General features: G+C 63.1%; 8 protein-coding genes and 2 pseudogenes. 4 read left to right on the forward strand and 6 right to left on the reverse strand.

The annotated features are described in order from the left end of the window. Nucleotides 1–137: 137 nt before the first annotated feature. Complete coding sequence (locus OKW39_RS26860) at nt 138–422, reverse strand: hypothetical protein (RefSeq protein WP_429359797.1); 285 nt, start codon at nt 420–422, stop codon at nt 138–140. A gap of 490 nt (nt 423–912) precedes the next feature. Continuing rightward, complete coding sequence (locus OKW39_RS26865) at nt 913–6,429, reverse strand: trifunctional serine/threonine-protein kinase/ATP-binding protein/sensor histidine kinase (protein ID WP_429564047.1); 5,517 nt, start codon at nt 6,427–6,429, stop codon at nt 913–915. Between the two features lie 923 nt (nt 6,430–7,352). Here OKW39_RS26865 and OKW39_RS26870 point away from each other — a divergent pair. Both OKW39_RS26870 and OKW39_RS26875 read left to right on the forward strand, forming a co-directional pair. Next, nucleotides 7,353–8,345, forward strand: coding sequence for a hypothetical protein (locus OKW39_RS26870; protein ID WP_429359801.1), 993 nt, complete (start codon nt 7,353–7,355; stop codon nt 8,343–8,345). 64 nt (nt 8,346–8,409) lie between these two features. Next, complete coding sequence (locus tag OKW39_RS26875) at nt 8,410–9,123, forward strand: hypothetical protein (RefSeq protein ID WP_429564048.1); 714 nt, start codon at nt 8,410–8,412, stop codon at nt 9,121–9,123. 279 nt (nt 9,124–9,402) lie between these two features. On the opposite strand, the gene OKW39_RS26880 is transcribed toward OKW39_RS26875, so the two are convergent. From OKW39_RS26880 to OKW39_RS26890, 3 genes are all read right to left on the reverse strand, one after another. Continuing rightward, the gene (locus tag OKW39_RS26880; protein ID WP_429332863.1) at nt 9,403–9,579 is read right to left on the reverse strand and encodes a DUF1016 N-terminal domain-containing protein; all 177 of its coding nucleotides are present in this window, start codon (nt 9,577–9,579) and stop codon (nt 9,403–9,405) included. Continuing rightward, the gene (locus tag OKW39_RS26885; RefSeq protein ID WP_429360668.1) at nt 9,576–9,854 is read right to left on the reverse strand and encodes an HU family DNA-binding protein; all 279 of its coding nucleotides are present in this window, start codon (nt 9,852–9,854) and stop codon (nt 9,576–9,578) included. The genes OKW39_RS26880 and OKW39_RS26885 overlap by 4 nt, the downstream gene beginning before the upstream one ends. 959 nt (nt 9,855–10,813) lie before the next feature. Then, complete coding sequence (locus tag OKW39_RS26890) at nt 10,814–11,791, reverse strand: IS5 family transposase (RefSeq protein ID WP_429359811.1); 978 nt, start codon at nt 11,789–11,791, stop codon at nt 10,814–10,816. 117 nt (nt 11,792–11,908) lie between these two features. Between OKW39_RS26890 and OKW39_RS26895 the strand changes: the two genes are divergently transcribed. Next, complete coding sequence (locus tag OKW39_RS26895; protein WP_167368858.1) at nt 11,909–12,067, forward strand: hypothetical protein; 159 nt, start codon at nt 11,909–11,911, stop codon at nt 12,065–12,067. A gap of 303 nt (nt 12,068–12,370) precedes the next feature. Here the strand turns inward: OKW39_RS26895 and OKW39_RS26900 are convergent. Then, nucleotides 12,371–12,616 (reverse strand): annotated as a pseudogene (locus OKW39_RS26900) (SET domain-containing protein-lysine N-methyltransferase); the annotation flags it as partial. 417 nt (nt 12,617–13,033) lie between these two features. On the opposite strand from OKW39_RS26900, the pseudogene OKW39_RS26905 reads away from it, so the two are divergent. Next, nucleotides 13,034–13,192, forward strand: a pseudogene (locus OKW39_RS26905) (IS6 family transposase); the annotation flags it as partial. Nucleotides 13,193–13,353: the final 161 nt, after the last annotated feature.

Raw genomic sequence — 13,353 nt, forward strand, 5'->3', positions numbered from 1 at the left:
TTAGCGGCGTACTTGACCGGTCCACAGGGACGAACCGTAGATGGACATTATCCGCGAGCGCCCGTTTGCCGGATCGGAATCGCCACCGTGTTCTCTTATCGGCCCCCAGGCTGACGTCCGGTTTTCCCCGGCCGGCGTCAGGCAGCGGTGCGGTTGCATATGCTGACCGATGCGTGCCGCTTGAGCAGGTCGAGGAGCCGGAAGACCCGGCGCCGCTGAACGGCTACAAGGTCATGTGTTTCCGCCAACCTGCCAAGGCGCCTTTCCCAATACTCGTGATCGAGCCCACGAAAAGTGTTTTCAGCGTTCACGCGCGTGACGTACTGGGCTATGCGTTCGAAGTGGTCGAGCTGCGCGTCGGCGAGGCTGGCCGGCAACAGGCCCCCGTCCGTCGAAGTCGGTTTTTTTTTCGTGCTGCTCATGGCTATCTCTGATCGTACGTCTAGCACCTTCCGCCAAAGCGATGCCATGGCCAACGTTCGCCCACAACATCGCGACGGCCCCTGAGTTTTCCCGGGCAAATGCGGGAGTCCCTTATCTGGTGGAAAAGCCTTCTTCCGTACGACAATACCGCGGCTTCCTTGGTACGCTTTACCGTGTGTCTCACAAACTTCCGAGGGGCCGTGCAAATCGCGTGTCGCCTGATACGAACGCGGCGTCGCGTGTCAGATTCACCCGTAGAGCTCCTTGATTGACAAAATGTCCTCGGCCCGTCATTTCAGTGCGAGGGCAGGCTGCCGCATCGGCGCCGATCGGCCATCTTGAGACACTCGTAGGCGCGCCGCGGCGGACATTGCAACGTCGGCTTCGAGCCAGACAGCGGACGCTGGCCGATCGACCCTAGCTGCCGCATCGCCGGCTCAGCCGGCTCGCGGACCGCAACCGCCAGAAAAGTGCTCGTGCTGCGTGCAATCACGATGAAAGTTCTGGATAAACCGGCACGGTGAACTGAAAGACAGCGCCGCGCGGCACGTTCGCGCTCGCCCACAATCGGCCGCCGTGTGCTTCGATGATCGAGCGGCAGATCGACAGTCCCATCCCCAAACCGGTCGGCTTCGTTGTATAGAACGGGGCGAAAACGTGTTCGGCGCTGTCCGCGGTAAAGCCCGGCCCCGAATCGCGCACCGCCACGAGCAAATAGCCCGAGTCGGCTTCCGCTGTGCTGACGAGCATTTCTCGCACGCCATCGCTGACGCTGCTCATGGCCTCGATCGCGTTGATGACCAGGTTGAGGAGGACTTGCTGCAGTTGCACTCGGTCGCCTTCGACATGCGGCAACCCCCCCGCGAGTCGCGTCTGCACCGAGGCGCCGCGCTTCGTTGCTTCGCCACGCGTGAGCTCGATCACCTCGCGGATCGCCTCGTTGAGGTCCATCCGTTCCTTCCGTGGTGGCGCCTTCCTGATCAGCTCACGGATCCGGCCGATCACATCCCCCGCCCGATTGCTGTCATTGACGATCCGGCTAAGCGCCTGCCGGACCTTCTCCACCGCAGGCGGCTGGGCGCTCAGCCAGCGCAGCGCAGCCTGGGCGTTGGTGACCGTCGCGGCGATCGGCTGGTTGACCTCATGGGCGATCGAGGCCGTGAGCTGCCCCATAGTGGCCACGCGGTTCGCATGCGCCAGCTCCGTCTGCACCTCGCGGTAGCGCCGCTCGCTCTCGCGGGCTTCTTCCTCCGCCCGCTTGCGCCCGGTCAGATCGAGCACGAACGAGACACATTCCTTGCCACCTGCTTCGATACTGGCCGCACCGATCATGACGGGCACACGGCTGCCGTCCTTCCTGACGAACTCCTTTTCGCTCGGCTGCGCGCGCCCCGTCTCCGCGATCTCTCGCAGCGCTCGTTCGTCGCCCTCGCGCCATTCCGGGGGAGTGAGGTCCGTCCAGCGTACGCGACCCGAGACGAGGTCCTCACGCTCGTATCCCACCATGCGAAGAAATGCGTCATTGGCCTCAAGAATGTCACCTTCGGCATTCCAGACGCCGATGCCGATGATATTCGCGTCGACGAGGCGCCGGATCTTCGCTTCGCGTTCCGCGAGGTCGCGGTACAAACGGGCGTTCTCCAGCGAGATCGCGGCCTGCGAGGCCACCAGCTTCAGCACGGCGATCCGGGCCGGGCTGAACACGCGGACAGTCAGACTGTTTTCGAGGTAGAGCGCGCCGGTCAGCCTGGCCTGATTCATCAGGGGCAGGCAGAGAATTGAACGGGCACGATGCTCACGGATGTAAGGATCGGTCGCAAACGGGGGCTCGGCCACGGCATCGTCGAGAATGACGCTCTCGCGGGTGCGCAGGACGTGGTAGAGGACCGACTCCGGCAGCATCGCCGCGCTCACCGGCACATCGCGCAGCTGCAACTGGGTCGCGTCGCCGCCGGTCGTCGCTTCCGCTGCTATCCGTTGTTCGCCGCCGTCCGACAGAATCAACAGGCCGCGCTCGGCGCCCGCCTGCTCTGTGGCCGTGCGCATGAGCGTATCCAGCAGCTTCTCCAGCACTATCGCGCCCGAGACCGCCTGCGACACCTTGATGACCGTGGCGAGATCGAGGTGCTCGACCGGCGTCGCGATCGTGCTTGTCGGGTCGGGCGCGGACTCTTCTGTCCTCAGGTGCGGATACCTCTCCTCGAGTTGTCGCACCTTGCCGTCGGCGCCCCAACGCAGATAGCCATAGCGGGCGTCCCGCAAATACAGACGGGCAATCTTCTCAAGACCGCGCGCCGCGTAGAACCGCCCGGCGAGTTCGTTCGCGAGTGCCTCATTGTGGACAAAGCCGTTTGCCTGGGCCGAGTGGATGGCCTGTTCGTACAACTGCTCGGCATCAACCACGCGGCCTTCGATGCGGGCGATCTCGGCACCGACCAGCGCGGCGCGGTTCCCGAAATTCTCTGGGCCGTTTTTCGCCCAGACCTGCAGCTGCTTGTGATGCGCAGCCACAGCGTCCAGGTGCTGCTGCCGATCGCTGGCTCGTGCGGCGTCGCCGCAGTCCCAGTATGCGGCTCGGGCCAGCGCGCCGTAAAAGTGATAGTCGGCTTCCTCGAAGAACGAAACTGAGGTCCAGAGCAGCGGTTGCGCCTTCGATGTGGCGTCCACAGCCGCCGCATAGTCGCTGGCCATATAGCGCGCCTGCAACTTCCGGATCCAGTACCAGCACGCAGCGATCGCCAGGGCCGGGTTGCTGGACAGATGGTTTTCGGTGCGAAGCTCGGCGAACTGCCCGTCGTCAAAGCAACCGAATTTTGGCGTCAAGCCGCGGAGCGTCCGTACCAGCGCGAGTTGCGTTGTAATGATGTCAATTGAAAGGCCGAACCGCGCCTTCTCGGCGAACGCGAGGCCGTGTTCGGCTTCGCCTTGCACCGCGGGCAGCGGCTCGCCGGCGAAGAGCAGGTCCGAGTTGAGAAGGCTGCACGTGTAGGCCCCATGCGTGAGGTCCCCGATCCGGTTCGCCGCTTCGAACGCTCGGCGCAGCAGATCACGGCAAGCCCGTACGTGTTTTGTCCAGCCCACGACAAAAAGCGAGAAGCAAAGATAGGTGCTCGCCTCGAAGCGTTTTAGCCCGCGTCGTTCGACCAGCTCGTAGCCGAGCTGGCCGAATCGAAATCCGTCCTGATAGTCGCCAAAACACGGTCCGGCAATCTTGCTGAGCTGGACGTAGGTGTAACACGAAGCATCGCAGTTGCCGCGCTCGAGGCTCAGACAGACCGCCTTGCAGGTCGTCAGGGCAGCCAGGTTCGCATCCGTAAACACGGCCGACGGCACGAGCTTACTCAGAACCTCGACGGTCGCGAAGGATGCCGCGTCTCGCATCGGCGGCAAATCGATGAGTTCCTCGATCGTCCGGCTCCCAAGCAGTGACCAGATGCGCTCGTATTCGCGTCGCACCTCCTCGTCCTCCGGATGGGGGGACCACGCGATACCGACCTGCCGGAGGTAGTTGAGACCAACGGCGGTCGCGCGGCCGGCCTGATCGAGGGCCATGCAGACATCAATGTGCAAGCACGCGACGAGCGCTTGTTCGACCGTTGTCGTGGCACGAGTCGACAGCGCCGCCAATCGCTCCTCTGCGACCGATAACTGGCCGGTGAGGAATTCGCATTCGGCCCGATTCAGCTCCAGCGCAAAGATCAGCTCATGCCGTCGCGCCCAGCAATCCTCCGCCAACTGCGCCGCACCAGCGACGAGATAGGCGAGCGCCGCGGCGTAGGCGGTGGCCCCCTTGGCGCGCTTGCCTGCGATCAGATTGAACTGGGCGAGTTGGTCCCGTTCCTCGTGGTCGGTGATCAGCGCGGCGCCGCGGTTGAGCTGACTGACGATGTCGAAGATCGCCTCCTCCCGCTTCCCGGGAGTTGTGTGCGCCGCCAGCAAGCGACCGATCCGGAGGTGGACCTCGGCGCGGGATGCTTCCGGGATCAGCGAATGGGCGGCTTCCTGGACCCGGTCGTGGATGAATCTGTACGAACCTTCCAGGCGCTCGATCAGTTCCTCACGGACCGCCGGCCACAGCGCCGCCTGCACCTGCTCCTCCGAAGTCCCGAGAACGATCGCAAGCATCGTGATCGCGGCGGTGTTGCCGAGACTGGCCAGTAGCTGCAACGCCTGCTGCGTGTCGGCCGGCAGGCGGGTCAGTTTGCCAACCATCAGGTCGACGACATTCTCGGTGTAACCCTTGGCGTAAATGCGATCGAGATTCCAGGACCAGCACGCCACGTCATAATCGAAGGTGAGCAAATCCTCGTCCGCAAGTACGTGCAGAAACTGAATCACGAAGAACGGATTGCCCGCGGTTTTGTCATGCACCAGTTGCGCCAAGGGCGCGGCGCGCTCCGGCTCGCAGTGAAGCGCATCGGCCATCAACTGTTCGAGGTCATCAGGGGCGAAAGGCTCAAGCGTGATCTCCTCGATCTTCGCGCCGGCGTTTCGAATCGATTCAAGCTTGCGCATCAGAGGATGGCTGGCATCGACCTCATTGTCCCGGTAAGCGCCGATCAGCATCAGGTGTTGCAGGTCCGAGCGGGTCAGCAGGTCCTCCAGCAGGTCGAGCGTCGCTGCATCGAGCCATTGCAGATCATCGAGAGAGAGCGCCAGCGGATGGTCCGGTCGGGCAAATACGCCAATGAATCGGCGCAATACGAGCTGGAAACGGCTTTGCGCGTGCTGCGGCTCGAGCTCCGGGACCGGCGGCGGGTCACCGATAATGAGCTTCAGTTCGGGGATGAGGTCGGTCATGAGCCGCGCATTCGGGTCCAGCGCCTCCAGCAACGCGCCGCGCCAGATCGCCAGCTCCGTGTCGCTCTTGCCGAGAAGCGGCCGCACCAGGCCTTGAAACGCCTGCACCAGCGTCGAATAGGGAATGTCGCGCTTGTACTGGTCGAACTTGCCCGAGGCGAAGAGCCCGCGCGATGGCACCAGCACCTTGTGCAGCTCATTGACGAGCGCGGATTTGCCGATCCCGGAATAGCCGGACACCAGTATCAACTCCGGTGCGCCGCCTTCGACGACGCGGTCGAAGGACGCGAGCAGGGTTTCGATCTCGCGCGCCCGCCCGTACAGTTTCTCGGGGATCAGCAGCCGGTCGGGCGTGTCGTGTTCGCCCAGCGGGAAGTCGTCGATGCGGTGCTGACGCTCCCAATCGGCCAGGCAGTGCTGCAGATCGCGCTCGACGCCGGCCGCGGTCTGGTAGCGCGCCTCGGCCGTCTTGGCGAGCAGCTTCATGACGATCTGGGAGACCGGAACCGGGATCCTCTCCACCCTCTCGTTTGGCGGCACCGGCTTTCTGGCGATATGGCAGTGCACCCATTCCATGGGGTCGGCGGCCGTAAACGGCAGCGCGCCGGTGAGCATCTGATAGAGTGTGACGCCAAACGAATAGAGGTCGCTGCGCGAATCGATCGAGCGGTTCATCCGGCCGGTCTGCTCGGGCGCCATGTAGGCGAGCGTGCCGGCGATGGTCTCGGGCGGCGCGGGCGCCTGTCGTTCGCGCGGCAGCCGCGAGGCGAGGCCGAAGCCGGTGAGCCGCGCGTGGCCGTCCGCGCAGTTCACCAGGATATGAGCCGGCTTGAGGTCCTTATGGACGAGGCCGCGCTGATGGAGCTTGCCGAGCGCCGCGGCGATGCCGACGGCGAGGCGCAAAACACTGCCCACCTCCATGGGCGCGCTGAGCAGCCGCGCGAGCGGCTCGCCGCCAGGATCCTCAAGCACCAGCAGGGTCTGGCCGCCTTCGCGCACCAGCTCCAGCGGTCGCACTGCCCACCCGCCATCGAGTTCATCCCTCAGCCCGAACTCGTGAGCGAGGCGAACGAGGCTGGCCGGTGGTGGATGTTCGGCGGCGGGCCGCGCAATCAGGACGTTGTCGCCATCGCCATCGCCCGGGCGCCGCCCTCGAGAGAAGACGCGCTCGCCATCGTCCCACAAGATTTGAAAGCTGTTACGCATCGCGCCGGAACCATACGTACGCGTTTATCTGTCGCACTCTGCCGTCGGACTGCTGCCTGTTATTGAGTTAAGAGGACGTTAACATCCGTCCGCCTAACGGGCCGGGTGCGCTCGAAAAGGAAGTCGCGCGACGGCATCGCTATGGACTGCAACGTTCTACAGCCGCAAGCGTCTCGTCAGGATACACTTCGGCGACCGCGGCGCCATCGGGATTGGGTCGGAGGGCCGCGGTGAGGATCTGCACGCTACTCGGACTGTGCCGTCGAATGGGGGGGCTGGCGCGGGCGGGGCCTGGCGCGCCACCGACGCGGCTTCGGCGCCGTGGCCAAGGCCGACCCGAACCGGGCCGCGGAGGTTCGCTGCAGAGGCGCTCCTGGTTCGTGACCCTCCGCCCTCCCTCAGACTTCATGCGGGTGCCGTCAGCGTGGCCCATCTCTCGACAATTTTCCGGCTCGCCAACGCCACCGGACAAAGCCGTGAGACACGATCTTTGCGATCTGCGACCGTAGGTAAAGGCAGGGAGCGTACTGGCAGCCGCGGAGGCACGGATGACCGTTGCGCCTCGGAAGCTGCCGTCTACATGATGAGGCGTCCAACGGCAGAAGTGGGTCGTTCACGGTCCTCCGATGTCGCCGGTAACGGTTGTCGGTGTAGAGAACAACAATTACGAGGACCAGGGGCAGCGTAACGCGAAGACTCTGATGCAGAGCCTCGGCGACGACGCAATCCAGCCTTGAACGCCAGCAGGCAGCAGTCGGCCAGGAGCTGCCGGACACCGAGCGGGTGCCGGTGGCAAGTCAAGGCCGAAGCGGTCCATCGCGTCTCGGCGCTGGCGCGCTGATTGGCGCCCCATTGCGGCCGCTGGATCGGCGGAAGTCGTTGCCCGGAGCCACGCTGTGCGTCGTTGCGAATCAGGAGAAGCCATGACAGATCCCCGCCATAGCAGAGATGCCGGAGGTTCGTTCACCCTGAACAATCCCGACGACAAGACGTCCATTAGGGAAATGCTGTCGCTCGGCAAGTTCCTCTACATCGTCACTGAAAAGTGCACCTACCGCGTCCAGATGGCAGACCAAGTAGACCCCGACCGGAAAAATCCTGCCCTCCCCCCCGTCTTCCAGCAAAAGCTTTTCGACGTTGGCACTGACTCCGAGCTGCTGCGACGGACATTCATGCAGGCGAAAGTCTTGTTTCGCAAGGAGTTCCTATCCATCGACATCGAGAAGGCAATGGAGCTGACGCTCGAAGCGCTGGCGGAACTGGCGGCGTTGCACGAGACTTGCGAAAGCTTCGCAGCGTCGGAGCAAGCCGCAATCGACAAGGTGAGAGCGAGCCCGGCGAAGGATAGAAGCCAGACCGTGCCTGCCATCGGTGGCGTTCAGAGCCAGTGCAAGACTTTTGCCCAGAAGGCCGACCACTTCGTAGTGAAGCTCATGGACATCGTGCGGCTGTTTTTCCCCGAGCAGAAGGGGAAGAATTGGGACGACCTCCGGTCGCTAGCAAAGCGTCTCTACGGCGAGGGCGACCCGTTTTGCAAGGTGCTTGAACTAGCGGTCCCTGTGCTGAAGCTCGTGCGCAACACCCGCGACTGCCTCGAGCATCACTTGCCCGGCGCGACCATTCGCGACTTCGAGCCCGACCCCGGCGGCGGGATTGCTCCACCGACCATCGAGGTTGACTTTCGGGGCAGCTTGCTCGCGCGCTGCCCGATTACCTCCTTCATGGAGCAGGTCAGGACGCATCTTCTCGACACGTTCGAGATGCTCGTCGCCCATATGAGCGCCAAGCACATGAAGCCGTTCGCTGGGATGCCTATGTCCGTGGGGTTGCTGCCCGAAAATGTGCAGGCCGCCTGGCATGTCCGCTTCGCCTACGGCATGTATGACCAGGACGGTCATTTCGTGCCGTGCGGTTGAACTGAACCCGCTCTGGTAAAGTGGCCGAAGTTTCGGCGCTCGTCATGCTCAACCCAAGGTGACCATGAAATGCTGGATTTGTGGTGCGGAAGAGGCGGCAACGCGCGAGCACCTCGCCAAGGCATCTGACCTGAAGGCGCTGTTCGGCAAGCCCTCCCAGCGCCATCCCCTCTATTTCCACGCCAGTGACCGCCCCGGAATGCCCAGACGCCGCAACATCCACGTCGGCAGCCTGAAGTCGGACACGCTGAAATTCGCGCATCGCATCTGCCTGACCTGCAACAGCGCGCGCACTCAGCCATATGACTACGCCTGGGAGCTCTGCTCGGGGGAGCTGCGCGCGGCAGTGCCAAGGTTGCTGGCCAAGGGCTCGTTCCGCGCCAACTGGCTATTTCCCTACGACACGCGGCGCGCCATGCGCTTCGTGCACCTGTACTTCACGAAGCTGTTCGGTTGTCTGGTGATCGAAGGCGGAATGCCCATCGACATCGCGCCTTTCAGCGAAGCTATTACGAGCGGTCGCCCGCATCCGCACCTCTACCTTGCCTTTGGCCATCTGCCGCTGCCGGTCGTCATGGCAGGTGGGTCCGACGTCCATACGGCGCAGCTGGAAGGCAAGGTAGCGTTTGCCACGTGGCTATACCACGTGGGTGACTTGGCGGTGAACGTGATGTATGCCCTGCCGGGACAACAACGCGAGGGGCTCAAAGTTGCTTGGCATCCCCACATGGGGGCCCAGCGGCTTCGCTTCACGCGGTTTAGCGGGGAAACAGACTAAGCGCCCCACGCCGCTCTGCCGCTACTCAAGCGCCGCGCTCTCCAAGCAGAATGCCCGCGCTCAAAAACCGGGCGGGGTAAGAAGGGGGCATGCTGTTCAAGGTATTGGGGATACTCGGGACCAATATCACCACCGATGACGGTTGTGTGGCCGAGCGCGAGTACAGGGCGAGGCGGTCACCGGCCGCTCCCGCCGCACAGCTGTCGTCGAGTTCAAGGCAGCGAGGGGCAGCTTAGGGTCGAGCTGAGACAGTTGACCGGGTGCCACCGACCCGCTGGCCTAGCCGAGTTCGCCGCCTTGCTCGAACTCCACGATGCGCCGGCCAATCTCCCGGTAGGTCGCCGTCATCAACGCGTTGACGCGGCGGGCGGCGGCCGCGCGCGCGGACTCCACTACGTCGGCGATTTCACGCTGCAGGCCCGCGTAGATGGCCGGTGCGATGCCGGTCTTCGTCACCGTGCGTTCACCGCGTCTTTGAACACCTTGCCGGCAGTGAACTTCACCGACTTTGCCGCGGCAACCTGGATTTCAGCGCCCGTCGACAGATTGCGGCCGGTGCGTGCCGCACGCTGTCCCGTCGGGAACGAGCCGAAACCGAACAGTTGCACGGTGTCGCCAGCGGTCACCGCGCGCGTGATGGCGCCTGGCACTGCATCGATGACTTCGCCGGTGGCGGCCCTGGTGTCGCCGGTGCGGGCTGCGACCGCGTCAATCAGTTCCTGTTTATTCATGTTCGATCGGTTGTTGGCCAGACCCGCAACGTACGGCAACGGGCGGTCCGAACGCAAACGCGCACGCACGTGCCCAAGGTAGCGCCCGCCCCCTCCGTTTTCCCGGCCAGCGCGGGCTGCCGGAGCGTGACAGACGGAAAATCGTCCAGCGGCCAGCAGCGCTGTCGCGGCACTGCGGTAAAAGTCGGTGTGTGCGGCTCCGTCATTGCGAAACGGCCTCGACGTTGGAGGGGCGGACCAGGCGAACATGACGGTTAGTTGCGTCATTCGGTATTAAATGAACCGGTAAGGCGAGCTTTTGCAGGAGCGCGGACACTGGAACGTTGAGGCTTTCCTCCTGCAGTCCGTCGTGACATCGCTAACCGCATCGGGCGCCTTGGCGATGCGGCGGCACGTAATGGCGCCGGGCAAATCGTTTGCGCCTTTGCGCCGGAGGTCCTATGAGGTCACACGCGGATCTGCCATCGGGACGGCAGGAATTCGCCCTTATGAGAGCGTCGAACGCACATGTCAGGGTCGAATCGATACTCGAACCTACAGATTTCAGTCTGCGTAACGAGCGAAGCCGAATGTGGTCGGTCGAGGAGGATGCCATGTGGAGCCGATCGGCGATGATGACAAGATCACCGTTCGGCAGACCAGGCTGCCCCTGGTAGCGCCCCCGTTTGCCGAGTAGGACAAGCAGCGCTAAACCCGGGTCATCAACGCGCCCATGCTCGTGGCAGCCTCTTCGAATCCTTCCCGGTTTGGGCTGCGCAAGGCGGCAGGAGGCGGCAGCAAGAAGGAACAGGTAGAGTACCCGACGCGCCGGCACATCACCTAAGGCTACGCTGAACAAGCCGCGAATTCGGCAGCGTGTCAGCAATTTGAACGTCGCCAAGTCATGAGGCCGAGCTTAGGTCATTGCTTTTCGGCCCTCGCAGGCCTGTTGGGCGGGCGCGTTGCCCGCCTTTCGCCCACTATGGGCGTACCGGTGCCATCAGTTTCTTGCGCGACAGGTAGACGTTCGCCAGTGCGAGCGCGACGAACGCCCGGTTGGCGTTCTTTGCCAGCCCGCGATAGCGCACCTTCGTAAATCCCCACAGTCGCTTCACGACGGCGAAGACATGTTCCACCCGGGCGCGAATCTTCGACTTGTTGCGGTTCTTGCCCCGTTGCACTTCGTCGACTTCGCCGCCCGCACGGCGCGTGCGCTGATTGGTAAAGTCGCGCGCCCTGGGCGCCTTGCTGTGGATCAGCTCCTTCTGGCTCGCATAGGCGCTGTCGCCGTAGACGCGCCGCTCCTGCCCGTGCAGCAATTGCGGCAGTGGATGCTTGTCATGCACGTTGGCCGGCGTGAGCACCGCGCTGTGCGCCAGGCCGCTCTGGCTGTCCACACCGATGTGCAGCTTGGCGCCGAAATACCATTGCTTGCCCTTGCGGGTCTGATGCATCTCGGGGTCGCGCGCCTTCTGCTCATTCTTCGTCGAGCTCGGCGCGCCGATGATCGTCGCGTCCACGATGGTGCCGCTTTTGAGCTTCATGCCGCTGGCCTGCAGCACCCGGCCGACTTCGGCAAACAATTGCTCGCCCAGTTTGTGCGTCTCCAGCAGGCGCCGGAATTTGAGCAGCGTCGTCGCGTCCGGTACGGCTTCACAACCCAGGTCAATTCCGGCAAAGCGACGCAGGCTGGCGCTGTCGTAAAGTGCCTCTTCGCAAGCGAAGTCGGCCAGATTGAACCAGTGTTGCACGAAGTGGATCCGCAGCATGCGCTCCAGACCAATTGGCGGGCGGCCATTGCCACGCTTCGGATAATGCGGCTCGATCACCGCGCACAGTTGCGCCCATGGCACGATTGCGTTCATCGTGTCGAGAAACTCGTCGCGCCGCGTGCGTTTGCGGTGGGTCTCGAAACCCGCCCCCTGATCGGCTGCCATCGCCAACGTCTGCTGCTTCATCCTGTTTCGCCTTCTTCGTTCAATCCGATTTCTATAACGCTTGAGGTACCGGATCGGTGGACTTAATCAGCGTTGCCCTAAACTGTAAGCATGTTTGCGACTCGACAGGAGGTCGCCATGGCCGAATCAATTTCGGGAATCATGCTGGGAGTGATCGTTCTGATCATGGCTGCCATCCTCGTGACGGAGCACTACCGACGTGAACATCACAGGAGCCGGCAACTCCGCTGGCTGGACACCCATCCGATGCGGGACTGGTTGCACCGCAGGCCTTGAAGCACAGCCAGACACCTGCCTTGTTGACTGTCCACCCATTGCAGGCAATTCCGGCAGCGCAAGCGACAGGGGCCAGCCGTTTGCGCTCCACTCCGGACGAGCTGTGCTCCGGCGTCGGCATGACCCGGCCCGTCCCGGGTAACGCTCGCTTCCCGGGCCCGAGCATGGTGCGGCGGCACCACCGCACAGGCACGCGTAGTACCGACACAGGTCACCATCAAGTGGCTCGTCCGTCTCCAGTCGGTAATCGATAAAGAGTTCGCCGCCAGCCGTAATGTCCCGGATCGCGTGGTTGAACACGCGCCCCGCCTCCTCAACTGCCTCGCAGTTCACCGAGCAGCAGTGATCAGCCAGCGCGCGCTGTTGCCCCCGCGGCTGCCGTCGATCACCCGGCCGTCGTCCAGCCCGAAAAAGAACGTGTGTCCCTCGATGCCGTCTCGCCGGTGCTGCGCGGGCGGCCCGTCGCCAGGAAATCACCTCACCCCTGTATTCCAACACGCGCTCCCCCGCTTTCAGCGTCCGCAGCGCGAACACTCGTTTCCCATGCACCGGCGATCGCTGTCATCAGCGATCTGAAAGTCGTCAAAAACTGACAGTGTGAAACTCACTGCGTGGAACCAACTTTTCTTGGTTGATTTTCTTCGGGGCCCGGTTTATCCAGAGCCTCATTCTTCTTTATTTTTCCTCGCTCCATTCTCCTGCTTCCCGTGTGGTTGCCGCATTCTCAGCGGATTAGCCACTGAGGTCAGCCGCGGTCGCAGAGCCAGCTTGACTATTTATCCCGCCCCTACCGCATCGCACAGCTCTCGGGCGAACGCAATGTAGGCTTGGGGCGTGACGGCGGATGTCATCTGCGATGCCGTGCGTTGAAATAGCAGCAGGCCCCCACGTTCACCCAGCCTCCTGAAACATCCCGTCCGCAAGTTCCGAAAAAAGGCTGCCCGATTTGACTACGCTGCGCAACATCGCACACGGGGTTTCCTCTCATGCTTCGGCCTGATCCGGCAGCACTTCGCGCTGCCTCGACATCTGATGAATGCAGGTCGACACCGGGCAGAATTGAAGGATCGCCTGGCGGCCCGGCGTCAATGGACAATGGCAAAATCTGGCGTCCGCATTTTTTGATTTGCAGTCCTACTCTTTGTCAAAAATTTCACCTTTCCTCGACCAACTTGAGAAGGCCGTCGTCTCATATCAGCTTGCCACATCCGCCGTACCACGTAACGGATCTGCGCTCACGAGAACGTCGAAGGTTGTTGTAGGGAAAGAAAACTATAATGGCCCGG

Origin of the sequence: Paraburkholderia sp. MM6662-R1, from assembly GCF_050436245.1 — a bacterium.
In the GTDB taxonomy this organism is placed as follows: domain Bacteria; phylum Pseudomonadota; class Gammaproteobacteria; order Burkholderiales; family Burkholderiaceae; genus Paraburkholderia; species Paraburkholderia tuberum.